This is a genomic window from Pseudomonas putida group bacterium ESBL64, assembly GCF_045277175.1.
In the GTDB taxonomy this organism is placed as follows: Bacteria; Pseudomonadota; Gammaproteobacteria; order Pseudomonadales; family Pseudomonadaceae; genus Aquipseudomonas; species Aquipseudomonas alloputida.
The window spans coordinates 5,267,987-5,292,145 of record NZ_CP145799.1; the positions used below are offsets into that span (position 1 = coordinate 5,267,987).

At 63.2% G+C, this 24,159-nt stretch carries 14 protein-coding genes, 4 tRNA genes and 1 pseudogene; 13 read left to right on the plus strand and 6 right to left on the minus strand.

Annotation, left to right across the window (positions count from 1 at the left end; translation table 11 throughout):
- Nucleotides 1-128 precede the first annotated feature (128 nt).
- Nucleotides 129-1,502 carry a DNA recombination protein RmuC gene (gene rmuC / locus V6093_RS23950; protein ID WP_161774447.1) on the plus strand — a complete coding sequence of 458 codons (1,374 nt, stop codon included), beginning with the start codon at nt 129-131 and terminating at the stop codon, nt 1,500-1,502.
- Here the strand turns inward: rmuC and V6093_RS23955 are convergent.
- Together V6093_RS23955 and V6093_RS23960 are read right to left on the minus strand one after the other, a co-directional pair.
- Nucleotides 1,474-4,953, minus strand: coding sequence for a PAS domain-containing hybrid sensor histidine kinase/response regulator (locus tag V6093_RS23955; RefSeq protein ID WP_012053438.1), 3,480 nt, complete (start codon nt 4,951-4,953; stop codon nt 1,474-1,476). The genes rmuC and V6093_RS23955 overlap by 29 nt on opposite strands.
- A 126-nt stretch (nt 4,954-5,079) precedes the next feature.
- Nucleotides 5,080-6,258, minus strand: coding sequence for an MFS transporter (locus V6093_RS23960; RefSeq protein WP_265979573.1), 1,179 nt, complete (start codon nt 6,256-6,258; stop codon nt 5,080-5,082).
- A 241-nt stretch (nt 6,259-6,499) separates the two neighbouring features.
- Between V6093_RS23960 and V6093_RS23965 the strand changes: the two genes are divergently transcribed.
- From V6093_RS23965 to V6093_RS23980, 4 genes are all read left to right on the plus strand, one after another.
- Nucleotides 6,500-7,231: a GntR family transcriptional regulator gene (locus V6093_RS23965; protein ID WP_014754229.1), complete on the plus strand. Its 732-nt coding sequence runs from the start codon at nt 6,500-6,502 to the stop codon at nt 7,229-7,231.
- 94 nt (nt 7,232-7,325) lie between these two features.
- Nucleotides 7,326-8,600, plus strand: a complete 1,275-nt coding sequence (locus tag V6093_RS23970) for an MFS transporter (protein ID WP_012053435.1) — start codon at nt 7,326-7,328, stop codon at nt 8,598-8,600.
- Between the two features lie 24 nt (nt 8,601-8,624).
- Entirely contained in the window at nt 8,625-9,458 is an 834-nt protein-coding gene (locus V6093_RS23975; RefSeq protein WP_047603336.1) for an amidohydrolase, read from the plus strand.
- Nucleotides 9,459-9,615: 157 nt separating this feature from the next.
- Nucleotides 9,616-11,493 (plus strand): MFS transporter, encoded by a 1,878-nt coding sequence (locus V6093_RS23980; RefSeq protein ID WP_406669632.1) that lies wholly within the window; start codon nt 9,616-9,618, stop codon nt 11,491-11,493.
- Between the two features lie 4 nt (nt 11,494-11,497).
- Here the strand turns inward: V6093_RS23980 and sugE are convergent, their stop codons facing one another.
- Complete coding sequence (gene sugE, locus V6093_RS23985) at nt 11,498-11,815, minus strand: quaternary ammonium compound efflux SMR transporter SugE (RefSeq protein ID WP_003252507.1); 318 nt, start codon at nt 11,813-11,815, stop codon at nt 11,498-11,500.
- Between the two features lie 307 nt (nt 11,816-12,122).
- Nucleotides 12,123-13,043, minus strand: a complete 921-nt coding sequence (rdgC, locus tag V6093_RS23990; RefSeq protein ID WP_003252510.1) for a recombination-associated protein RdgC — start codon at nt 13,041-13,043, stop codon at nt 12,123-12,125.
- A gap of 216 nt (nt 13,044-13,259) precedes the next feature.
- Between rdgC and V6093_RS23995 the strand changes: the two genes are divergently transcribed.
- The 4 genes from V6093_RS23995 to V6093_RS24010 all read left to right on the plus strand — a co-directional run bounded on the left by V6093_RS23995 (nt 13,260) and on the right by V6093_RS24010 (nt 13,761).
- Nucleotides 13,260-13,335: transfer RNA gene (locus V6093_RS23995), tRNA-Val, on the plus strand.
- Nucleotides 13,336-13,348: 13 nt separating this feature from the next.
- Nucleotides 13,349-13,425 (plus strand) — tRNA-Asp (locus V6093_RS24000).
- A 170-nt stretch (nt 13,426-13,595) separates the two neighbouring features.
- Nucleotides 13,596-13,671, plus strand: a tRNA-Val gene (locus V6093_RS24005).
- Nucleotides 13,672-13,684: 13 nt separating this feature from the next.
- Nucleotides 13,685-13,761: transfer RNA gene (locus V6093_RS24010), tRNA-Asp, on the plus strand.
- 113 nt (nt 13,762-13,874) lie between these two features.
- Here V6093_RS24010 and map read toward each other — a convergent pair.
- Nucleotides 13,875-14,672, minus strand: a complete 798-nt coding sequence (map, locus tag V6093_RS24015) for a type I methionyl aminopeptidase (protein WP_180689394.1) — start codon at nt 14,670-14,672, stop codon at nt 13,875-13,877.
- Nucleotides 14,673-15,035: 363 nt separating this feature from the next.
- On the opposite strand from map, the gene V6093_RS24020 reads away from it, so the two are divergent.
- The 3 genes from V6093_RS24020 to nirD all read left to right on the plus strand — a co-directional run bounded on the left by V6093_RS24020 (nt 15,036) and on the right by nirD (nt 22,255).
- Nucleotides 15,036-19,061, plus strand: a complete 4,026-nt coding sequence (locus tag V6093_RS24020) for a molybdopterin-dependent oxidoreductase (RefSeq protein WP_406669633.1) — start codon at nt 15,036-15,038, stop codon at nt 19,059-19,061.
- A 279-nt stretch (nt 19,062-19,340) separates the two neighbouring features.
- Complete coding sequence (gene nirB, locus V6093_RS24025) at nt 19,341-21,893, plus strand: nitrite reductase large subunit NirB (protein ID WP_406669634.1); 2,553 nt, start codon at nt 19,341-19,343, stop codon at nt 21,891-21,893.
- On the plus strand, nt 21,893-22,255 hold the full coding sequence (gene nirD, locus V6093_RS24030; RefSeq protein ID WP_003252522.1) for a nitrite reductase small subunit NirD: 363 nt from the start codon (nt 21,893-21,895) through the stop codon (nt 22,253-22,255). The genes nirB and nirD overlap by 1 nt, the downstream gene beginning before the upstream one ends.
- Nucleotides 22,256-22,399: 144 nt before the next feature.
- On the opposite strand, the gene V6093_RS24035 is transcribed toward nirD, so the two are convergent.
- Nucleotides 22,400-23,734 carry a hypothetical protein gene (locus V6093_RS24035; RefSeq protein WP_406669635.1) on the minus strand — a complete coding sequence of 445 codons (1,335 nt, stop codon included), beginning with the start codon at nt 23,732-23,734 and terminating at the stop codon, nt 22,400-22,402.
- Nucleotides 23,735-23,872: 138 nt separating this feature from the next.
- Here V6093_RS24035 and V6093_RS24040 point away from each other — a divergent pair.
- Nucleotides 23,873-24,143, plus strand: a pseudogene (locus V6093_RS24040) (LysR family transcriptional regulator); the annotation flags it as partial.
- Between the last annotated feature and the right edge of the window lie 16 nt (nt 24,144-24,159).

The following is a 24,159-nucleotide window of genomic DNA, read 5'->3' on the forward strand; positions in this document are numbered from 1 at the left end:
CGTTCGGGGTAAGCATGACAGTGGATCTGGCCAGCATTCTGCTGGGCTTGGTGGCAGGCGTAATACCCTGCCTGGTGTGGGTCATGCAGGTGCAGCGCCGCCAGGGCGCACGGCAAGGTGAGCAGGCCTTGCTCGAAGAGCGCCTCAACGCTGCCCAACTTGCCCAGGCTGGCCTGCAGGCGCAACTGGACGCCAGTCGCGACGAGGTCAGCGACCTCAGTGAGGCCAACGCCGTCAAACAGGCCCAGCTGGCCGCCCAAGGCCGTGAGCTGGAGCTGCTGCAGATCGACCGCGACAATGCCCGTGATGCGGCCCACGCCTGGAGCCTTGAGCGCGCCAACCGCGAAGCCGAACTGCGCCGCCTGGAAGCGCAAACCGCGCGCCTGGACGCAGAACTGCGTGAACAGCAGGAAAGCCACCAGCAACGCCTGGAAGACCTGCAGGAGGCCCGTGACACCTTGCGCGCCCAGTTCGCCGACATGGCCACCAAGATCTTCGACGAGCGCGAGCAGCGCTTCGCCCAGACCAGCCAGCAGCACCTTGGCCAGTTGCTCGACCCGCTCAAGGAGCGCATCCAGGCCTTCGAAAAACGCGTGGAGGAAAGCTATCAACAAGAGGCCCGCGAGCGCTTCTCGCTGGGCAAGGAGCTGGAGCGCCTGCAACAGCTGAACCTGCGCCTGTCCGACGAAGCCACCAACCTTACCCAGGCCTTGAAGGGCCAGAAAACCCAGGGTAACTGGGGTGAGCTTATCCTCGAACGCGTGCTGGAGCATGCCGGCCTGGAAAAGGGCCGCGAATACCAGACCCAGGTCAGCCTGAAAAGCGCCGATGGCGAGCGTTTCCAGCCGGATGTGCTGATCATGCTGCCCGGCGACAAGCAGGTGGTGGTGGACGCCAAGGTCAGCCTCACTGCGTACCAGCAGTTCGTTGCCGGCAACGACGAAGCTGCGCTCAAGCAGCATGTGCAGTCGCTGCGCAGCCACGTCAAAGGCCTGTCGAGCAAGGACTACAGCCGCCTTGAAGGCCTGCACAGCCTGGATTTCGTGTTGTTGTTCGTGCCCATCGAGGCGGCCTTTTCGGCGGCCCTGCAGGCCGAGCCGAACCTGTTCCAGGAGGCCTTCGACCGGCAGATCGTGATTGTCAGCCCTACCACGTTGCTGGCGACCTTGCGGGTGATCGACAGCCTGTGGAAGCAGGAGCGTCAAGGGCAGAACGCCCGCGAAATTGCCGAGCGTGCCGGCTGGCTCTACGACAAGTTCGTGCTGTTCATCCAGGACCTGGACGAGCTGGGCAGCCGCTTGCAGCAGGTAGACAAGGCTTATGCTGCCGCGCGCAACAAGCTGTGCGAAGGGCGTGGCAACCTGGTCAGCCGCAGCGAGCAGCTTAAGCTACTGGGCGCCCGTGCCAGCAAGAGCTTGCCGGCAGACCTGCTGGAGCGGGCGCTGTCCGACGAGGCGCTGCCCGACGTAGCGGTTACTGAGCCAGGCTCAGATGGCGATTGAGCAGGGCGCGCAAGGCCGCGGGCTTGACCGGTTTGGCCAGGTAGTCCAGCCCTGATGCATGTACCAGGGCGATGGTTTCCTTGCTGCCGTCGGCGCTGATCACTACACCGGGTACCGGCTCACCCAGCCGTGCTCGAAGCCAGCCCATCAGTCCGGTGCCGGTCTCGCCGTCGTCCAGGTGGTAGTCCACCAATGCCAGGTGCGGGCGCATGCCTTTGGCCAGCAGGGCTTCGCATTCGGCCTGGTTGCGCGCGGTCCATACCTGGCAACCCCAGCGGCTCAGCAGGCTGTTCATGCCGATCAGGATGCTGTCTTCGTTGTCCACGCATAGCACGTGCAACCCGGCCAGTGGCTGGCCGCCCTGTTGTTCCACGGGCGCGCTTGGCGCCGCGGCGGCCTGGCGTGCAATCGGTACGCTGACGCGGAACACCGTGCCCTTGCCTGGCCATGAGCGCACTTCCAGCGGATGCCCCAGCACCCGACACAGGCCGTCTGCGATGGCCAGGCCCAAGCCTAGCCCCTTCTCGGCACGGGTCTGGTGGCTGTCCAGGCGCTTGAACTCCTGAAAGATCACTTGCAGCTTGTCGTCAGCAATGCCCGGGCCACGGTCCCAGACCTCCAGCCACAGGCGCTCGCCCTGTCGGCGCGCGCCTAGCAGGATCGGGCTCTTGCCGTAGCGCAGGGCATTGGTGAGGAAGTTCTGCAGCACCCGGCGTAGCAGTTTCATGTCGCTGTCCACCCGCAGGCGGCTGCCGCGCAGGCGGAACTCCAGGCCTTTCTCGGCCGCCAGCAGCTTGAACTCGGCGCCCAGGGTGTCGAACAGCTCGTTGAGGGCGAAGGGTTTGGCATCCGGGGTGATCTTGCCGTTTTCCAGGCGCGAGATGTCCAGCAGGTCGCTGATCAGCTCTTCAGCCGAGCGCAGCGAGCTGTCCATGTGCTGTACCAACTGCTGGGCCTCTTCGTTCATGCCCTCGGCCTGTTGCGACAAGGCGGCAGAGAAAAGCCGTGCGGCGTTCAACGGTTGCATCAGGTCATGGCTGACGGCGGCCAGGAAGCGGGTCTTGGACTTGCTCACCGCTTCGGCCTGGCTCTTGGCTTCGGACAGCGCCTGGTTCAACTGCGACAGTTCGTGGGTGCGCTCCGCCACGCGTTGTTCAAGGCGTTCGTTGGCATCGCGCAGGGCCTGCTCGGCCTCGCGGAACGGGGTGATGTCGGTGAAGCTCATGACAAAGCCGCCGCCCGGCATCGGGTTGCCGATCAGCTCGATCACCCGGCCATTGGGGAACAGCCGCTCGGAGGAGTGCGCGCGGCCCTGACGCATCCAGTGCAGCCGCCGCGCCACATGCACTTGCGCCTCGCCGGGGCCGCACAGGCCGCGCTCGGCGTTGTAGCGGATGATGTCGGCAATCGGTCGCCCTACGCTGATCAGCCCGTCCGGGTAGTTGAACAGCTCCAGGTAGCGGCGGTTCCAGGCCACCAGGTGCAAGTTCTGGTCGACCACGCTGATGCCCTGGTTGATGTTCTCGATGGCGCCTTGCAGCAGGGCGCGGTTGAACTGCAGCACCTCACTGGCTTCGTCAGCGATGCGCACCACGTCTTCCAGCTGCATGTCGCGGCCTTCGATGGCCGCTTTGACCACGGCGCGGGTCGAGGAGGTACCGAGTACCCCGGCCAGCAGGCGTTCGGTGTGCTCGATCCAGTCGCCATCGGCGTTCTGGTTCGGGTTGAAGCCCTTGCCCTGGCGGTAGGCAAAACGGATGAAGCTCTGCCGTGCGCGCTCTTCCCCGACAAAGCGCGAGGCCAGGGTCAATAGGTCGTCGATCTGCACCGCCAGCAGCGGCTTGCTGCTGGGCCGCGCGCTGGTCTGCTGGCCAATGAACCGGCCGGCCTGCCAGTGCTCGGAAACCCGTGTGCGCGACAGCACCGAAACCCAGGCGAACAGGGTGAAGTTGCCCGCCAGTGACAGCACCACACCTTGGGTCAGTGGACTGATCGGCAGGTTCAGCGGGTTGCCGTGCAGCCACGCCAGGCCAGGGAACAACTGCAACGACCAGCCCAGGCTGTGCGCGGCAATCGGCAGCACCAAGGTGTAGAACCACAGGAAAATGCCAGCGGCCAGGCCGGCGAACACGCCGCGACGGTTGGCCTGCTTCCAGTACAGCGCGCCAAGCATGGCCGGGGTGAGCTGGGTCACAGCGGCAAAGGCGATCTGGCCGATGGTCGCCAGGCTGGCGGTGGAACCCAGCAGGCGGTAGCTGACATAGGCCAGCAGCAGGATCACCACGATGGTTACCCGGCGAACCGAAAGCATCCAGTGGCGAAATGCTTCGAAAGGCCGCTCGGCGTTGTTGCGGCGCAGTAGCCAGGGCAGCAGCATGTCGTTGGACACCATGGTCGACAGCGCCACGGCCTCGACGATCACCATGCCGGTAGCCGCCGAGGCGCCGCCGATGAACGCCAGCAGGGCAAGGCTCGGGTGCGCCTCGGCCAGCGGCAGGCTGATGACAAACGAGTCGGAGATCACCGTGCCGGGCAGCATCATCTGCCCGGCCAGGGCAATCGGCACCACGAACAGCGCGGCCAGTGCCAGGTACATGGGGAATACCCAGCGCGCCAGGCGCAAGTCCTGCGGTTCGATGTTCTCGACCACGGTAACGTGGAACTGCCGGGGCAGGCAGATGATTGCCATCATCGCCACGGCGGTTTGCACCACCATGGACGGCCAATTGATGGTTTCTTTCCAATAGTCCTGCAAGTGGATCGACTGGCGGGCCTGGCTGAACAGGTCGTCGAAGCCGTCATACAGGTTGAAAACGATGAAGATGCCCACTGCAAGGAACGCCAGCAGCTTGATCAGCGATTCGAAGGCGATCGCCAGGACCATGCCGCGGTGGTGCTCGGTCACATCCAGGCTGCGGGTACCGAAGACGATCGCGAACAGCGCCAGTACCAGCGATATCACCAGCGCGGTGTCCTGCACGCGGGTGCCGGTGGCGTCGGCGTTGGCCCCGATCAACAGGTTCACGCCCAGTACGATGCCCTTGAGCTGCAGGGCGATATACGGCAGCACGCCGACCAGGCAGATCAGCGCCACCACCACTGCCAGGGTCTGCGACTTGCCGTAGCGTGCGGCAATGAAGTCGGCGATCGAGGTGATGTTCTGCTGCTTGCTGATCAACACCATCTTCTGCAGCACCCACGGCGCGAAGATCAGCAGCAGTACCGGGCCCAGGTAGATTGGCAGGAATGCCCAAAGCTGTTCGGCGGCCTGGCCGACCGCGCCGAAAAAGGTCCAGCTGGTGCAGTACACGGCCAGCGACAGGCTGTACACCCAGGCACGCAGCTTTGGCGGCAATGGCGTGCTGCGGCGGTCGCCATAGAAGGCGATGGCGAACATGATGGCCATATAGGCCAGGGCGACCACGGCGATCAGCCCGCTGGACAACGACATGAAGACTCCGAAGCAAAAAGGTAACGCGGTCCCGATCAATCAGTCTGGCACGCAAGTGCCGCTTCGTCAGCGCAGACGATGGTTGTAGGAGCGGGTTCACCCGCGAAGAGGCCGGAACAGGCAACATCAACCCCTGCGGGTACCCAACCCATAGAACACCCCTGCCAGTATCACCGACAACACCAGCAGGTAGAAGACTGCCCCTGGCCACAGGTGTACCAGTGCAAACCCCACCATCACCGGCCCCAGCGCCGCCCCCAGGTTGGACAGGTTCTGCGCGCCGTAATACACCCCGCGCAAGTGCTCCGGTGCGATCAGGTCGATAAACATGTACTCGGCCGGGATCACGATGATTTCGCCCAGCGTGAACACCAGCATCGCCAGGCACCAGGCCAGTACCGAGTCCGCCAGCGCAAAACCCAGCAAGCCGGCGATGAACAGGCCCATGCCGGCCAACAGCCACGGCATCAGGCGCTGGCGGCTGATGCGCCGGCCAATCAGGTACTGCAAGGCAATGACCGTCACGGCGTTGGTGGTGACCAGATAGCCGATCAGCCGTGCCGCTTCGGCCGGGTTGCTGGTGACCACCAGGTACTGGGACAGGTAGGCGGTGAACTGGCCGAACACTACCGCGCTCAGCACCCCACCCACGGTAAAGCACACCAGCCGACGATCCCGCGCCAGCCCCAGTGCCACCTGGCCGAAGCCGGCCGCAGGTTTGTCCGGCGCGCTGGCCTGCAGGCTGCGATCACCCAGGCGCCAGTAAGCCAGGCACATGGCCAGGCCAAGCAGGGCAGAGGCGAGGAACGGCACATGGTCGTTCAGTTCAAGCATGGCCACGCCCAGCAACGGGCCGGTGGCGTAGCCGACGTTGCTGAGGGTGTACTTGATGGCGAATACCTCGGCCCGCTCATCCACCGGCAGTAACGCGCAGAAGCCCGCCTTGGCAGCAATGTCGACCACTGCCAGGGCCAGGTTGATCAACACCAGACAAAAGAAGAACGGCAGTGCCGAACGGCTGGCGACCGCGCCGACGAAGGCCAGGGCGAACAGCAGGGTACTGGCGCTGACCAGCGTGTGGTTGCTCAAGGTGTCGACCAGATGGCCACCGTACAGACTCAATAGCGAGGCGACGATCAGCGCGCCACCGATCAGCAGGCCGATCTGGCTGATCGGCAGCTGGAAATTGTCGGCCAGGTAAACCACCAGGTAGGGCAGGGTGAGGGCGCGGGCGACGGTAAGCGCGAAGGTGGTGGTGAGCAACAGGCGAACGGTGTGCGGGTAGCGTTTAATGGCGGCGAGCATTGCCACGTCCTTGTTGTGCGGGTTTGCCGAGCACAAGCATAAGCCACATGCGGTCCTTGCAGCAGCACCGGCAACGTTCAAGAGAAGATGGCAATGCTCCGGCTGGCTCACAGCCCTTCGCGACACAAGGCCGCTTCACGGACAAAGGGCGACAGGCGGAGGATTGACAGTCTGTCAGGCTCGGGGAATACTCTCGCAAAATTCATATATATGTTTATATAACAAGACGAGAGCGAGACCCATGCACCCATTGACCGGTGATGCTCGACTGCCCCGCTACCAACAACTGCGCGACCACATGGTCGCGCAAATTGCCAACAACCGCTGGCGCCCGGGGGAAGCGATCCCGACCGAAGCAGCCTTGGCCACCGAGTTCGACATGTCGATTGGTACCGTGCGCAAGGCCGTCGATGTCCTGGTGGCCGAAGGCGTGCTGGAGCGCCAGCAGGGCCGCGGCACCTTCATTCGCCGCCCACAGTTCCAGTCGTCGCTGTTCCGCTTCTTCCGTTTCGAGGCCGCCAATGGCGAGCGCATAGTGCCGGAAAGCCGCATTCTTTCCATCGAGTCGCTGCCGGCGCCTTCGGCAGTGGCCGAGGCATTGGGCCTGGCAGGGGAGGCAGAAGTGATCCGCATCGTTCGCACACGTCTGCTTGGCGCCCAGCCGGTGCTGGCCGAAGAAATCTGGCTGCCGCGCCAAACCTTCCAGCCGCTGCTGGACGTGGATTTAAACAGCAAGGGCCCACTGCTGTACCCGATCTACGAAGCGCTGTGCGGTCAGGTGGTCGCCTACGCCGAAGAAACCCTGACCGCCGAAGCGGTCGACGCGGTGCATGGCCGCTTGCTGCAACTGCCGGCCGACAGCCCGGTGGTCGTGATCGAGCGCCTGGCCCGCGACTATGCCGGCAAACCTCTGGAATGGCGCCGCTCGCGCGGCCATGCGCAGCACTTCCGCTACCGCATCGACATTCGCTAAACCAGTCGCTTCACCCTTTTACCTGTCTGCGCCGTGCTGCCATGGCGCAGTGGCTTCGCCTGCCCGTCACACCACGAATAGAAGGATAACAATCATGTTCAGCTGGTATCGCGAGATCACCTCACGGGAACGCAAGACATTCTGGGCCTGTTTCGGCGGCTGGTCGCTCGATGCGCTGGAAGTGCAGATGTTCGGCCTGGCCATCCCCGCGCTGATCGCCGCGTTCTCCCTGACCAAGGGCGATGCCGGCCTGATCAGTGGCCTGACCCTGGTGACCTCGGCAATCGGCGGCTGGCTGGGTGGCACACTGTCCGACCGCTATGGTCGCGTGCGTACCCTGCAATGGATGATTCTCTGGTTCTCGTTCTTCACCTTCCTTTCGGCGTTCGTCACCGGCTTCTACCCGTTGCTGTTCGTCAAGGCCATGCAAGGCTTTGGCATCGGTGGCGAATGGGCAGCCGGCGCTGTGCTGATGGCCGAAACCATCAACCCCAAGTATCGCGGCAAGGTCATGGGCACGGTGCAGAGTGCCTGGGCTGTGGGGTGGGGGCTGGCGGTGGCACTGTTTACGCTGATTTACTCACTGGTGCCGCAGGAGTTTGCCTGGCGGGTGATGTTCTTCGTCGGTCTGCTGCCATCGCTGCTGATCATTTGGGTACGCCGCAACGTGCCTGAGCCGGACAGCTTCCAGCGCCTGCAAAAGGAAAAGGCCATCCCTTCCAGCTTCTTGCAGTCGATGGCTGGCATCTTCCGCCCGGAACTGCTGCGTGTGACCCTGCTGGGCGGCTTGCTCGGCCTGGGTGCCCACGGTGGCTACCACGCGGTGATGACCTGGTTGCCGACCTTCCTCAAGACAGAGCGCAACCTTTCGGTGCTGAACTCGGGCGGTTACCTGGCGGTGATCATCCTGGCCTTCTGGTGCGGCTGCGTGGTCAGCGGCCTGCTGATCGACCGTATTGGCAGGCGCAAGAACATCCTGCTGTTCGCCCTGTGCTGTGTACTGACCGTGCAGGCCTACGTGTTTTTCCCGCTGACCAATACCCAGATGCTGTTCCTCGGCTTCCCGCTGGGCTTTTTCGCCGCCGGCATCCCGGCCAGCCTGGGTGCGTTCTTCAATGAGCTGTACCCGGCTGACGTGCGCGGCGCCGGGGTGGGCTTTTGCTACAACTTCGGTCGCGTGCTGTCGGCCGTGTTCCCGTTCCTGGTCGGGCACATGAGCGAGTCGATGTCGCTGGGCAGTGCTATCGGCATCGATGCCGGCATCGCGTATGGCGTTGCGGTGATCGCAGCCCTGTGCCTGCCCGAAACCCGTGGCCGTAACCTTGAATCTGCACCTGTGCCGGAAACGGCCGGTGCCGTCGCCAAGTAACTTGAACGTGTTTGTATGAGAACCATGCCCGACGCACCCGCTTTGCACCTGACTGCCATCGACAGCCACGCCCACGTGTTCAGCCGTGGGCTGAACCTGGCCCGCCAGCGGCGTTATGCGCCCAGTTACGATGCGCCGCTGGGCGACTACCTGGGCCAACTGCGGGCCCATGGTTGCAGCCATGGCGTACTGGTCCAGCCCAGCTTCCTGGGTACTGACAACCGCTACCTGCTCAGCGCCTTGCAGACCGCGCCAGGGCAACTGCGCGGGGTGGTGATGCTGGAGCGGGAGGTCGAGCGGGCGACCTTGGCGGAAATGGCCCGGTTGGGAGTCAGGGGAGTACGCCTCAACCTCATGGGGCAAGACATGCCTGACCTGACCGGCGCGCAGTGGCGGCCCCTGCTGGAGCGCATCGGCGAGCAGGGTTGGCACGTGGAACTGCACCGTCAGGTGGTGGACATCCCAGTGCTGGTGCGGGCATTGCAGCCCTATGGGCTGGACATCGTGATTGACCATTTCGGCCGCCCGGATGCCCGCCTTGGCCTGGGCCAGCCGGGGTTTGCCGAACTGCTGACCCTGAGCGGTCGGGGCAAGGTGTGGGTGAAGGTGTCCGGCATCTACAGGCTGCAGGGCTCGCCGGAAGAGAACCTGGCATTCGCCCGTCAGGCGCTGTGCGCACTGGAAGCCCATTACGGCGCAGAGCGGTTGATGTGGGGCAGTGACTGGCCGCATACCCAGCATGAGTCGGAGGTCAGTTTCGGTACCGCTGTCGAACAGTTCGAGGCCTTAGGGTGTTCAGCGCAGCTGCGCCAGGCACTGATGGTGGATACCGCGCGGGCGTTGTTTGGCTTCGAGTGACGTAGCGCCAGTGCTGCAACTGCTGGCAGGTCCTTGAACGCAATCTCGCTTGGTCATGCCTGAGCCGGTGCTTGCCAGTCAGCGCATTTCCCATGCAGATTTGTGGCCCGGCGCGCTTGGCGAGCCTCCAATTGAAAAGCCCTCAGGACCAAGGACGATGAGTCACTCTTCGCAATTCACCTTGCTCGGCAAGCGGCGTTTCCTGCCGTTTTTCATCACTCAGTCGCTGGGTGCCTTCAACGACAACCTGTTCAAGCAGTCGCTGATCCTGGCGATTTTGTTCAAGCTCAGCCTGGGCGATGGTGACCGATCGATCTGGGTCAACTTGTGTGCCTTGCTGTTCATCCTGCCGTTTTTCCTGTTTTCGGCGCTGGGCGGGCAGTTTGGCGAGAAGTTCGCCAAGGATGCGCTGATCCGTGCAATCAAACTGGCCGAAATCGTGATCATGGCGATTGGTGCGCTGGGCTTTGTCACCAACCATCTGTGGCTGATGCTGGTGGCGCTGTTCGGTATGGGGACCCACTCGGCGCTGTTCGGCCCGGTGAAGTATTCGATCCTGCCGCAGGCCCTGCGCGAGGAAGAGTTGGTGGGCGGTAACGGGCTGGTGGAAACCGGCACCTTCCTCGCCATCCTCGCCGGCACCATCGGCGCGGGGGTGATGATGTCTGCCGACAGCTACGCAACAGTGGTGGCCGGTGGCGTGGTCGGCACGGCGGTACTCGGCTACCTCGCCAGCCGCTGGATCCCGCGGGCGGCTGCCGCCTCGCCGCAAATGCCGCTGGACTGGAACATCTTCAAGCAGTCGTGGGTGATCTTGCGCATGGGCCTGGGCCAGCCGCCGGCGGTGTCGCGCTCGATCGTCGGCAACTCGTGGTTCTGGTTTGTCGGCGCTATCTACCTCACGCAGATCCCGGCCTATGCCAAGGATTGGCTGCACGGTGACGGCACCGTGGTGACCCTGGTGCTGACCCTGTTCTCGGTGGGCATTGCCCTGGGCTCGCTGCTGTGTGAGCGGCTCAGTGGACGCAAGGTGGAAATCGGCCTGGTGCCGTTCGGCTCGTTCGGCCTGACCCTGTTCGGCCTGCTGTGGTGGTGGCACTCCGGTGATGTACCGGCTGCAGCAGCGCCGCACGACTGGCTGGCACTGCTGGGCATGAGCCAGGCGTTGTGGATCTTGCTGTCGATCGTCGGCCTGGGTGTCTTCGGCGGCTTCTACATCGTGCCGTTATATGCGTTGATCCAGGCCCGCACGGCCGAGGACGAGCGCGCCAGGGTGATCGCGGCCAACAACATCCTCAATGCCTTGTTCATGGTGGTGTCGGCGGTGCTCACCATCATCCTGCTAGGCGTGGCCAAGCTGAGCATCCCGCAGCTTTTCCTGGTGGTGTCGCTGCTCAATATCGCAGTCAACACCTATATCTTCAGGATCGTGCCCGAGTTCACCATGCGCTTCCTGATCTGGCTGCTCAGCCATTCGATGTACCGCGTGCAGCACCGAGACCTCGAGCGCATCCCCGACGAAGGTGCAGCGTTGCTGGTGTGCAACCACGTGTCGTTCGTCGATGCGTTGCTGCTGGGCGGGGCCATACGCCGGCCGATCCGCTTTGTCATGTACTACAAGATCTACAACCTGCCGGTGCTCAACTTCGTGTTTCGCACTGCCGGTGCCATCCCGATTGCCGGGCGTAACGAAGACCAGGCGACGTACGAGCGGGCCTTCGCGCGGATTGCCGAGTACCTGGCTGATGGCGAGCTGGTGTGCATCTTCCCGGAAGGCAAGCTGACGGGCGATGGCGAAATCGATGTTTTCAAGGGTGGGGTCAGCCGCATCCTCGAAGAAACGCCGGTACCGGTGATTCCGCTGGCCTTGCAGGGGTTGTGGGGTAGCTTCTTCAGCCGCGACCCGGCCAAGGGCTTCTTCAAGCGCCTGTGGTCGCGGGTGACCATCGTGGCAGGCGCCGCCGTCCCGGTGGAGGCGGCGCAGCCTGAAGTGTTGCGCGAACAGGTCAGCCGCCTGCGCGGCCATCTGCGATAGGGGGTTAGCTGGCGCTGACTTTCAGGCCGACGAGGCCGCAGACGATCAGCGCCACACTGACCAGCCGCACCAGGGCCATGGACTCGCCGAACAGCATGATCCCGGCGATGACCGTACCGACTGCGCCTACGCCGGTCCAGATGGCATAGGCGGTGCCCAGCGGCAACTCCTTCATGGCCAGGCCCAGCAGGCCCAGGCTGATGACCATGGCGCCGACGGTAAGGACAGTGGGTAGTGGTCGAGTGAAACCGTCGGTGTATTTGAGGCCGACGGCCCAGCCAACCTCGAACAGGCCGGCGAAAAACAGGATGATCCAGGACATGAGTGTGTCTCCATCGTTTGAATGATGGGGCCGTCCCCGGAATGGTCACGCGGTGCGTCGTGAGGTCGTCCTCACAGTGGGCATCATGGTGCCTGTCTGCGGCCTTCCGGGCAAGGCCGGGCCTGCTGGCCAATTTCCACCCGTCGTTCACCGTTGCGGCCGCTACCGTATTCGCGGGTAAACCCGCTCCTACACAATTGGTGGTGGGCACACATTGGTGATTGGGCGCAGGCCGTCGTAGGCGCGGGTTTACCCGCGAAGAGGCCGGTGCTGGCAGAAAACAGGCCAGCACCGCATCTCATACCCGTCAGACCCCTTGCGGAATCTCTTCACCACCCAGCGCCTCGAACAGCACCGGCAGGAATTCGGCAAAGGTCATCATCATCAGCTGGAAGCTGGCGTCGAACTGTTGCGCAGCCTCATCGCCACCGTCCTGCTCGGCCTGCTCCTGCAGCAGCTCTTCGAACTTCAGGCGCTTGATGACCATCTTGTCGTCGAGAATGAACGACAGCTTGTCTTGCCAGGCCAGGGCCAGCTGGGTCACCACTTTGCCAGTGCTCAGGTGCAGCTGGATCTCTTCGCCAGTCAGGTCCTGGCGCTTGCAGCGCACGATACCGCCATCTTCGGCGGTGTCGCGCAGTTCGCACTCGTCCAGCACATAGAAGCCTTCGGCGGCTTGCTGCGATTTGACCCAGTCGGTCATGGTGGCCACCGGCGCAATCTTCACCGTGGCCGGGCGCACGGGCAGCGAACCCATCACTTCACGCAGGGTCGACAGCAGGTCTTCGGCGCGCTTGGCGCTGGCCGAGTTGACCAGGATCACGCCCAGGCGCGGGGCAATGGCAGCGAAGATCATCGAGCGGCGGATGAACGCACGCGGCAGGAACGCCTGGATGATTTCGTCCTTGATCTGGTCGCGTTCCTTTTTATAGACCTTGCGCATTTGCTCGGTCTCGATCTCTTCGACCTTTTCCTTGACCGCGTCGTTGACCACGCTGCTCGGCAGGATGCGTTCTTCTTTGCGCGCGGCAATCAGCAGGTACTCGCCGCTGACATGCACCAGGGGAGCGTCTTCGCCTTTGCCGAACGGCGCGACGAAACCATAAGTGGTCAGCTCCTGGCTGGCGCAGGGGCGGGCCGGCTTGCTGGCCAGGGCGGCTTCCAGCGCTTCAGGCTCGAACGGAACTTCCTGGGTCAGGCGGTAGGTCAGCAGGTTCTTGAACCACATGAGGGGCAATCTCTCCTTAATGCATAAGGCGGGCATTATTCTCCGAGCGGTGAATTGAGGCCAGCCCTGTCAGAGGGCCAGCAGTGGCTTATGCACGAAAGAATCGCCCGACAACGCTAGGTCTTTGAAAGGCCTGAGGTTTTTTTTGAAAAAAGTTTAAAAAGTGCTTGCCAGGGTGCGGGGCGCTCCGTAGAATGCGCGCCACACCGAGACGAAGGGTGATTAGCTCAGCCGGGAGAGCATCTGCCTTACAAGCAGAGGGTCGGCGGTTCGATCCCGTCATCACCCACCACTCGATGTATAGCGCAGCGGTAGTTCAGTCGGTTAGAATACCGGCCTGTCACGCCGGGGGTCGCGGGTTCGAGTCCCGTCCGCTGCGCCATATTCCACTTCCAGGGCCCACTGAACACCCGGAAGTAACAAAGAAAGCGACCTTAGGGTCGCTTTTTTTGTGCCTGATTTTTGGTGTTTGACCGAAGTGTGAAAAAACTTCGATAAGTGCTTGCCAGAGCGCCAAGTCGCCCGTAGAATGCGCGCCACACCGAGAGACATGGGTGATTAGCTCAGCCGGGAGAGCATCTGCCTTACAAGCAGAGGGTCGGCGGTTCGATCCCGTCATCACCCACCACTCGATGTATAGCGCAGCGGTAGTTCAGTCGGTTAGAATACCGGCCTGTCACGCCGGGGGTCGCGGGTTCGAGTCCCGTCCGCTGCGCCATATTCCACTTCCAGGGCCCACTGAACACCCGGAAGTAACAAAGAAAGCGACCCTAGGGTCGCTTTTTTTGTGCCTGAATTTTGTCCCCCTACCTGCACGCGTTTGCCGCAGCTTCAGCCACGCCGTTCCTCCTCCCGCAATGTCAGCACCTCATACCCACCCTCAGTCACCGCCACGGTATGCTCCCACTGCGCCGACAAGCTGTGATCCCGGGTGATCACCGTCCAGCCATCCTTCAACTCGCGCGTGCCGCGGCCACCCTGGTTGATCATCGGCTCGATGGTAAACACCATCCCCGGTTTCAGCTTCATGCCCATGCCGCGCTGGCCAATGTGCAGCACCTCTGGCGCTTCATGCATCTGCTGGCCAATACCGTGGCCGCAATACTCGCGCACCACGCTGTAACCCGCCGCCTCGGCATGGGCCTGCACGGCATGGCCGATATCACCCAGCGTTGCCCCAGGGCGCACCTGCTCGATGCCTTTCCACAACGCGTCATAGGTGGTGTCGACCAGGTGCCGGGCTTCTTCGCTGATCTTGCCGATGCAATACATCTTCGACGAATCGGCAATGTAGCCGCCCTGTTCCAGCGTGATGTCGACGTTGATGATCGAGCCTTCCTTGAGCACCTCATCGGCCTTGGGTATGCCGTGGCATACCACGTGGTCCACCGACGTATTGAGCGAGTAAGGGAAACCGTACTGGCCTTTGCTTGCTGGCCGTGCCTTGAGCGTATCGACGATGAACGCCTCGGCGCGGTCGTTGATCTGCATCGTGGTCACGCCGGGGCGGATGAAGCTGTCTAGTTCGGTGAACACCTGGGCCAGTAGCTGGCCGGCGCGGCGCATCAGGTCGAGTTGGGCGGGGGTCTTGAGGATCACCTGGGACATGGGGGGAGGGTAGTTGCTCATGCTGGAAATTGCCCCAGCATAGCGCCTGGGAGCGTGAGGTTGCCACCGCATGGTGCGCAAGCCGCGCCGCAGCACTGTCTTCGTGGGAGCGGCCTTGTGTCGCGAGAGGGCTGCAAAGCAGCCCCGGCAATACAGGGATAAAAGCTGAAATTCGGGGGCCGCCTTGCGGCCCTTTCGCGACACAAGGCCGCTCCCACAAAAGCCGTTCAGTGCACCTGGCCCACTATTTGCTGAAGCCTCCTCATCAGGGCTATCAACGTCGATAGCCCGCAAAACCTCACGACAAAGGCGCCGTGTTGCCCCGCTTGCATCAGCATGCCGGGGCAGCCGGCGCCTTTTTGCGTTTTCCTCAGGAGCCCGCCCATGGCCAACAGCGAAGTACGCAGCGTCTGCCCCTACTGCGGCGTGGGCTGCGGCATCGTCATGAGCGTTGCCGATGGCAAGGTCGGCAAGATCAGCGGCGACAAGCTGCACCCGAGCAACTTTGGCCGCCTATGCACCAAAGGCCTCACCGCACACCTGCCACTGAGTGCCAGCGGGCGCATGGCCGACGCCTATGTGCGCCAGCAACGCAGCCAGCCGCCAGTGCGCACCAGCATGGACCAGGCCATCGCTGCCACCGCCGAGCGTCTGCGCAGCATCATCGACCAGCACGGCCCGGATGCCGTGGCGCTTTACGTGTCCGGGCAAATGTCGCTGGAGGCCCAGTACCTGGCCAACAAGTTGGCCAAGGGCTTTATCCGTACGCGCCACATCGAGTCCAACTCGCGCCTGTGCATGGCCAGCGCCAGCAGTGGCTACAAGCTGTCGCTTGGCGCCGATGGCCCACCTGGCAGTTACCAGGACTTCGAGCACGCCGACGTATTTTTGGTGATCGGCGCCAACATGGCCGACTGCCACCCGATCCTGTTCCTGCGCCTGCTTGATCGGGTCAAGGCCGGTGCGAAGCTGATCGTCGTCGACCCACGTCGCAGCGCCACCGCCGACAAGGCCGACCTGTTTCTGCAGGTGCGCCCCGGCAGCGACATGGCCTTGCTCAACGGCCTTTTGCACCTGCTGCATCGCAATGGCCGCACCAACCCCGACTTCATCGCCCGCCACACCGAAGGCTGGGACGAACTGCCGGCCTTCCTCGACGACTACCCCCCCGAGCGCGTCGCCGCCATCACCGGGCTGGCCGAGGCCGATATCATCAAGGCCGCCGAATGGATCGGCAGCGCCAACAACTGGATGAGCTGCTGGACCATGGGCTTGAACCAGAGCATTCACGGTACCTGGCACAGCAACGCCATCTGTAACCTGCATTTGGCCACGGGTGCCATCTGCCGCCCCGGTAGCGGCCCGTTCTCGCTGACCGGCCAGCCCAATGCCATGGGCGGCCGCGACATGGGCTACATGGGCCCCGGCTTGCCAGGCCAGCGCTCAGCGTTGGTGGACGACGACCGCGCGTTCGTCGAGCGACAGTGGCAACTGCCACCCGGCAGCCTGCGCAGCGAGGGTGGCGAGGGTACGGTGGCGCTGTTCGGGCAGATGAAAACCGGTGAAGTGAAAGCCTGCTGGGTCATCTGCAGCAACCCGGTAGCCAGTGTCGCCAACCGCCAGCAAGTGATCGACGGCCTGCGCAAGGCCGAACTGGTCATTACCCAGGACGCCTTCCTCGACACCGAAACCAACCGCTACGCCGACATCCTCCTGCCGGCCGCGCTGTGGGCCGAAGGTGAGGGTGTGATGATCAACAGCGAGCGCAACCTGACCCTGATGCCACGCGCTGTCGAGCCCCCCGGGCAAAGCTTGCCGGACTGGCAGATCATTGCCCGCGTGGCGTGTGCCATGGGCTATGCCGACGCCTTCGACTACCCCAATGCCGAAGCGGTGTATGAGGAAATACGCCGCTTCCACAACCCCTCAACCGGTTATGACCTGCGCGGTATCGGCTATGCCGAATTGCGGACACAGCCGCGCCAGTGGCCTTGTGCACCGGGCAGCGAGCAGCATCGTAGCCCGCTGCGCTACCTCAACGACGGCAGCAGCCAGGCGCTCCTGCTCGATGCCTGGGGTAGGCGGCCGGCACTGGCCTTTCCCACCGCCAGCGGCAAGGCGCGCTTCTTTGCGCGGCCCTGGTTGCCGGCAGCGGAAGTGCCGGACGATGACTACCCCATGGTGCTTAACACTGGCCGTGTGCAGCACCAATGGCACACGTTGACCAAGACCGGCAAGGTGCCGGCACTGAACAAGCTGGAGCCCGGCCCCTACCTTGAGATTCACCCCGAGGATGCCGCCCGGCTGGGTGTCGCTGAAAAGGACCAGGTGGCCGTTCGCTCACGCCGGGGGCACGCCGTGTTGCCGGCGCGCATCAGTGACCGGGTCATGCCGGGCAACTGCTTTGCGCCGTTTCACTGGAATGACCTGATCGGCGAGCAATTGGCGATCAATGCCGCGACCTGCGATGCGGTCGACCCGCTGTCGCTGCAGCCTGCCTTCAAACACTGCGCCGTAGCCCTGGAGCGGGTCGCAGGCGAGCGCATCGACGCCCTTGATCTGAACACTGCCACTGTAGAGCCTGTCCGCATGCCGACCGCCACCCTGTCCCGTCTGCTTGGCCTGCACACCCAGCCGGTTCCGGTGCTGGCCGAAGAAGAGCGTCATTACCTGCAAGGTTTCCTGCTGGGCCTGGACCAGGCCCGCGCCGAGGGCGTACCCCGCCTGCCGGCCAGTGCGCCGCTGGCTGCCAGCCGTCGTTTGTTTGTCGACGGTTTGCTGGCCGGGCTGTTCGCCCAGCCTGCAACTGCGCCCATCGCGGCACAGGCCGCGCCATGGCATCAGGTGCTGTGGGCCTCGCAGACCGGCAATGGTGAGCAACTGGCCGAACGCTGCGCCGCGCGCCTGCGCGATGCTGGTCTGAGCGTGCAACTCAGCTGTCTGGAGGCGGTCAGCCCAAGCCAGCTGCAGGGTGTTGCCAGTGTGGTGTTGATCGCCAGCACCTTTGGCGATGGCGACGCGCCCGACAGCGGCGCGGCATTCTGGCAGGCCTTGCAGGGCGAGGAGGGCGCCCACTGCGCCGGGCTGCCCTATGCCGTACTGGCCTTGGGCGACTCCAGTTACGACCAGTTCTGCGGTTTTGGCCGCAAGCTCGACCAGCGCCTGGCCGAGCTGGGAGGGCAGCGCCTGCTGCAACGGGTGGACTGCGAGCCAGACTTCGACGAAGCCTTTGCCAGTTGGCTCGAAGCGTTATTACCTGCACTGGGCACTGCCGCGGCGCCACCTCCGGCGAGTGAAGCTGCACCCGTATCGGCCTTCAGCAAGCAGCAACCCTGGATGGCCACCGTGCTGGAAAACCGCCTGCTCAATGGCCCCGGCGCCAGCAAGGAAACCCGCCAGCTGGTCTTCGACCTGAGCGGCAGCGGCTTCAGTTATGCTGCCGGCGATGCCTTGGGCGTATGGCCGCGCAACTGCCCGGCCCTGGTAGAAGAGCTGCTGACACTGATGCAGCTCGATGGCCAGGCGATGGTCGAGCTTAAAGGTCATTGCGCCATGCCATTGGCCGAAGCCCTGCAAGCACATCTGGAAATTGCCAAGGTCACTGCGCAACAACTGCAGGCATTTGCCAGCAATGCGCCTGACCTGCAGCGGTTGCTGCAGCCTGAATGCAAGGCCGAGCTGCAAGATTGGCTGTGGGGCCGGCAGCTGGTCGATGTGCTGCGCGCTTTCCCCCAGCAGTTGCCGCTGGCCAGCTGGCTGGAACTGCTCAAGCCATTGCAGCCGCGGCTCTATTCGATCAGTTCCAGCCCGCTGGCGCACCCAGGCCAGGTGCATCTGACGGTATCGACGGTGCGTTATGGCGAACGTAAAGGCGTGTGCTCAAGCTTCCTTGCCGACCGTGCGCAGGTGCAGAAAGTGGCGATCTTCCCGCAGGTGTCGAAGCACTTCCGCTTGCCCGAGGACGACAGCGTGCCGGTGATCATGGTGGGCCCTGGTACTGGCATTGCACCGTTCCGTGCGTTCCTCGAGGAGCGAGAGGCACGGGGGGCAAAAGGCGACAATTGGCTGTTCTTCGGTGAGCAGTACGCAGCGACCGATTTCTATTACCAGGAGCAGTTGCAGGCCTGGGAGGCGGCGGGGCACCTGCGGCTGAACACGGCGTTCTCGCGGGACCAGGCCGAGAAGATCTATGTGCAGCAGCGCATGCTTGAGCAGGGTGCGCTGTTGTGGCAGTGGCTGGAGGCGGGGGCGTATTTCTATGTGTGTGGCGATGCGCAGCGTATGGCCAGGGATGTGGATGCGGCGTTGCGGGTAATCGTCGCCGAGCATGGCCGGATGGATGCGGCGGCGGCGGCGGCTTATGTCGAAGGCTTGAGCAAGGCCAGGCGTTATCGGCGCGATGTTTACTGAAGTGCTCCAAGATGGGGTGTTGTGCACCTTGAATGTGCATTGGCTGGGCGCGCCCAGCGCAAGTGTAGGAGCGGGTTTACCCGCGAAGAGGCCGACACAGGCAACCCACGCAACCCACGCAACCCAGGCAACCCAATTGGCACGCTCCCTGCTTAACCTTGGATACAACAAAGCCCACTGATCAACGGCGATCAACCGGGCCCCCTACCGTGATGAATACAGGCAAAGGCGCCTGGAGCTTCGGCTCCAGGCGCTTTTTTTTTGATCGAGGATCGGCTTATGAAGGCAACAGCGAGCAGCGGGCAACGAGAGCGACTGGTCATCGTCGGCAACGGCATGGTCGGCCACCATTGCGTCGAACAACTGGTCAGTCGCGGCGCCCTGCAGCGCTTCGAGGTGCGGGTATTCGGCGAAGAGCGCCAACGCGCGTATGACCGCGTGCACCTGTCCGAATACTTCGGCGGCAGCTGTGCCGAAACCCTGGCCCTGTGTGAGCACGATTTCTACGACGCCAATGGCGTGCACCTGCACCTGGGTGAGGCCGTGCTGGAGATCGACCGCGAGCGCTGCGAAGTCGTCACTGCCGAAGGTCGCTATGGCTACGACCAACTGGTGCTGGCCACCGGCTCCTATCCCTTCGTGCCGCCGATCGAAGGCTCCAGCGGCAATGCCCGCCTGGTCTACCGCACCCTGGACGACCTCGATGGCATTCGTGCTGCCGCAGGCGGTGCCCGCCGAGGGGTGGTGGTCGGCGGTGGCCTGCTTGGCCTGGAAGCGGCCAACGCCCTCAAGTCGCTGGGGCTGGAAGCCCACGTGGTGGAATTCGCCCCACGGCTGATGCCGGTACAGCTGGACGGCGAGGGCGGTGCCGCGTTGAAGGCGCAGATCGAAGCGCTGGGTGTGGGGGTGCACCTGGCGCGCGCCACCCAGTCGGTCAGTGCCGGTGAAACCTACCGCTACCGCATGAACTTCGACGGCGGTGAGCACCTGGAAACCGACCTGATCGTGTTCTCCGCCGGTATCCGCCCACAGGATGCACTGGGCCGGGGCTGCGGCCTGGACATCGCCGCACGCGGTGGCGTGGTCATCGATAACCACTGCCGCAGCAGCGACCCACGCATCTTCGCCATCGGCGAGTGCGCCTCGTGGAACGGCAGCGTGTTCGGCCTGGTCGCCCCGGGCTACAGCATGGCGCGCAACCTGGCTGGGCTGCTGATGGGCGAGGCGGCGGTGGCGTTCACCGGCGCCGACATGTCGACCAAGCTCAAGCTGCTGGGTGTGGATGTCGGTTCGATCGGCGATGCCCACGGTGCCACGCCGGGCGCGCGCAGCTATCGCTTCATCGATGAAGCCAACAGCGCTTACCGCCGTTTGGTGGTGGATGCCAGCGGCAAGCACGTGCTCGGCGCGGTGCTGGTCGGTGACAACAGCTATTACGACACCCTGTTGCAGTACGCCCAGAACGGCATCGCCCTGCCGGCCGACCCGGCAGCGCTGATCTTGCCACAAGGCGGTGGTGCGCCGGCCTTGGGCGCCGATGCGCTGCCCGACAGCGCGACCATCTGCTCCTGCCACAACGTCAGCAAGGGGGCGGTGTGCGCCGCGATCGACAGTGGCTGCAGTGACCTCGCTGCGGTCAAGGGCTGCACCAAGGCCGCGACCGGCTGCGGTGGTTGCGCGGCCCTGCTCAAGCAAGTCTTCGAGCATGAGCTGACGGCCCGCGGTGTGGCGGTGGACAAGAGCCTGTGCGAGCACTTTGCCTACACCCGGCAGGAGCTGTACGGGTTGGTGCGGGTGGAGGGTATCCGCACCTTCAGCGAACTGCTCGAGCGCCATGGCAAGGGCCATCTGGGTTGTGACATCTGCAAGCCGGCGGTGGGCAATATCCTCGCTTCGTGCTGGAACCAGCCGATCATGGACCCGGCGCTGGTGCCGCTGCAGGACACCAACGACACCTTCATGGCCAACATGCAGAAAAACGGCACCTATTCGGTGGTGCCGCGCATTCCCGGTGGTGAAATAACCCCCGACAAGCTCATCGTCATCGGCCAGGTGGCCAAGAAATACGACCTGTACACCAAGATCACCGGTGGCCAGCGCATCGACCTGTTCGGCGCCCAGTTGCACGAGCTGCCGCTGATCTGGGGCGAACTGATCGAGGCCGGTTTCGAAACCGGGCACGCCTACGGCAAGTCGACCCGCACGGTGAAGTCGTGCGTGGGCAGTACCTGGTGCCGCTACGGCGTGCAGGACAGTGTCGCCATGGCCCTGCGCCTGGAAGACCGCTACAAGGGCCTGCGCAGCCCCCACAAGCTCAAGTTCGCGGTATCGGGTTGCACCCGTGAATGCGCCGAGGCGCAGAGCAAGGACATCGGCGTTATCGCCACCGACAAGGGCTGGAACCTGTACGTGTGCGGCAACGGCGGCATGCGCCCGCGGCATGCCGAGCTGTTCGCCACCGACCTGGACGACGAAACCCTGGTACGCCTGATCGACCGCGTGCTGATGTTCTACATCCGCACGGCCGACAAGCTGCAGCGCACCTCGGTGTGGCGTGAAAACCTGGAAGGCGGGCTGGACTACCTGAAGCAGGTGATCATCGACGACAGCCTGGGCCTGGCCAATGAGCTGGAAGCGCAGATGCAGCAGGTGGTCGACCAGTATGAATGCGAGTGGGCCAATGCCCTCAACGACCCGGAGAAGCTCAAGCGCTTCCGCACCTTCGTCAACGACCGACGCGCCGACCCGGACGTGCACTTCGTGCGCGAACGCGAGCAACGCCGGCCTGCTGCGCCATTGCACCTGATACCCACTGTCGAGGAGGCTGTCTGATGAACCTGTCCAATGCTGTTGTGAAGACTGAGGTGAACTGGCAAGCGGTGTGTCACGCCGCAGACCTGGTGGCCGATTCTGGTGTCGTGGTGTGGCTCGACGGTGCCCAGGTGGCGTTGTTCTACCTGCCGGGGCTGGAGCAGAGCCTGTATGCGGTGGACAACCGTGATCCGCGCTCCGGGGCCAACATCATTGGCCGTGGCATTGTCGGAAGCTTGCAAGGTGAGCTGGTGGTGGCCGCACCGCTATACAAGCAGCATTTCAACCTGCAGAACGGTGAGTGCCTGGAGGATACCGAACAGCGGCTTCAGGTATGGCCGGTGCGGATGAATGGAGAGGCAGTGGAACTGGCGGTGGCCTGATCATCCTGCGCTGGGCGGGGCCGATGTACAGTAGCCTTTCGCCGAAGCGGCGCGCCTTCCCTGCGCGGGGAAGGCGCCGCTGGGTGGCTGCGGGAGGCAGGTGGCAAAGCCGATCAGGTGCCCCAGGGCCCGCTCGATGACGCGCTACATCGGTTTCAGGGGAATGGCGACCAGGCAAGAGTACCAGAGGCGTTCCGGTGTAATGTCGTACCCGCTCACCAGCATGCGCTGGTTGCCGGCATCGATCGCCATCGATTGGGTAAAGCTTTCGAAATGCTCCGGCGGCAAAGCCCCACCAAAATGGCCATAGCCATGGGGTGGTAAGAAGGTTTGATCGAGCTGGCCGTTCAAGTCGTAGCGCACCGCCATATAGGAAGTGGGGTGCGTACCGTATCCGACCAGGTGGCCATTGACTTCTACAATATGGTGCCATTTGCCATCAGTGTGGAAGTGCACCACTTGGCCCTGGTTGAATTCGAGGGCAGGTTTACCAGCATAGTCCAGCCGGTAGAGCGTCGGTTGGCCGTCCCATTCGTCGAGCGTATGCATGCCATATAGCGTGATACGTTCGCTTCGGTCCTCTACTGTAAAGCCATTATTGATTACCGATGCGTCTGACCAGTGGAAGCCCCCTGTGCCAAATGCTTCGTCTAGACGCCCCTCCAGGGTCAGGGCACTGGTTACCGAATACGCAATCGAGTCGCGTTTTACATAGGTGGAGATTATGATCCGCGGTTGCTTGGCGGCGGGCGAGATAATGGCAATGCCATCAAGGATATACGCCGAGTTATCGGGAATCAGAGTACTCAAACTCAGCATTCCATCTTTGCCGAAAGGCCCGAACTTTCCACCTTCACGGGTCAAGGCGACGATTGCAGATTTTATCTGCCCGCCTTCGGAACGCCAGCCGGTGGCCAGCACCATGTCTGCGAAGCAGACCAGATCTTCCAGCATAAGCTGTTCGCCGAACAAGGCACGCGTGTCGACATAACCCTTCCCATAACCAAAACTCGTGTCGGGTTCTCCGTTTGGAGTCAGCTTCCACAGATAGGTGGTGGGTAGCGCATATGCCTGCACGGCAACCAGCAAGTTCCCCGTCATGTCCTCTGCTACCGCTTCGGCAGCCCCGTATTCTTCCCCGGACAGTTCGGAGAAATCGACAATGCCGCTGCTATTGAACGTGTTATCCAGCTTGCCGCTCGCATCCAGACAGGCAAGGTAGGGATGGTAGGGATTGCGACCGCTGTAGAAACCCGTTACGTAAAAACGGCTTGGCTGAAATTTGCTTTTGAGTACGCTGGTTGCTTCCCCAGCGCTGAAGTGGGCATGGCCATCTTGGCCATAGGCGAGGTCGATGGGGGCTATGTGGAGTTGTTGGGGGGCTTTGCTCAAAGGGCGCTGTGGTCGGGTAAAGGGCGCTCTCTTGACTGGTCGGTTCATCTCTTCTAACTCCATGCAGGGAAGCTGCTGAAGGGCCATTTAATGTTGTCCTGGGAGCGCCTACAACTGGCAGAAATGAGAGGTGCAGCTGCGTCGTTAGTCATGTATTGCCAAATCAGGATTCGTTGCGGCATGACCCGGATACGCCGCAGGTAGCGATGCGGTAAGCTTGCTGCCATGAACCTCGACACCCGCATCAAATACTGCCACCTGCTGTGCTTCCTGGAGATTGCCCGGCAGAGCAGCCTGGCCAGGGCGGCCGATATCCTGTCGATCAGCCAGCCGGCGATTTCCATCGACCCCAAGGCGTTCGAAGACCTGCTCGAGGCGTGGCTGTGGTGACCGACGTCAGCGCGCAGTTGCTAGGCCAGTTGCACTTGGGTGAGTTGGGACGGCGGGGCGCATGACCGACAGCCTGCGGATTGAGGGGTTGTCATTCGAGCATTTAAGTCTTGATACTCGTT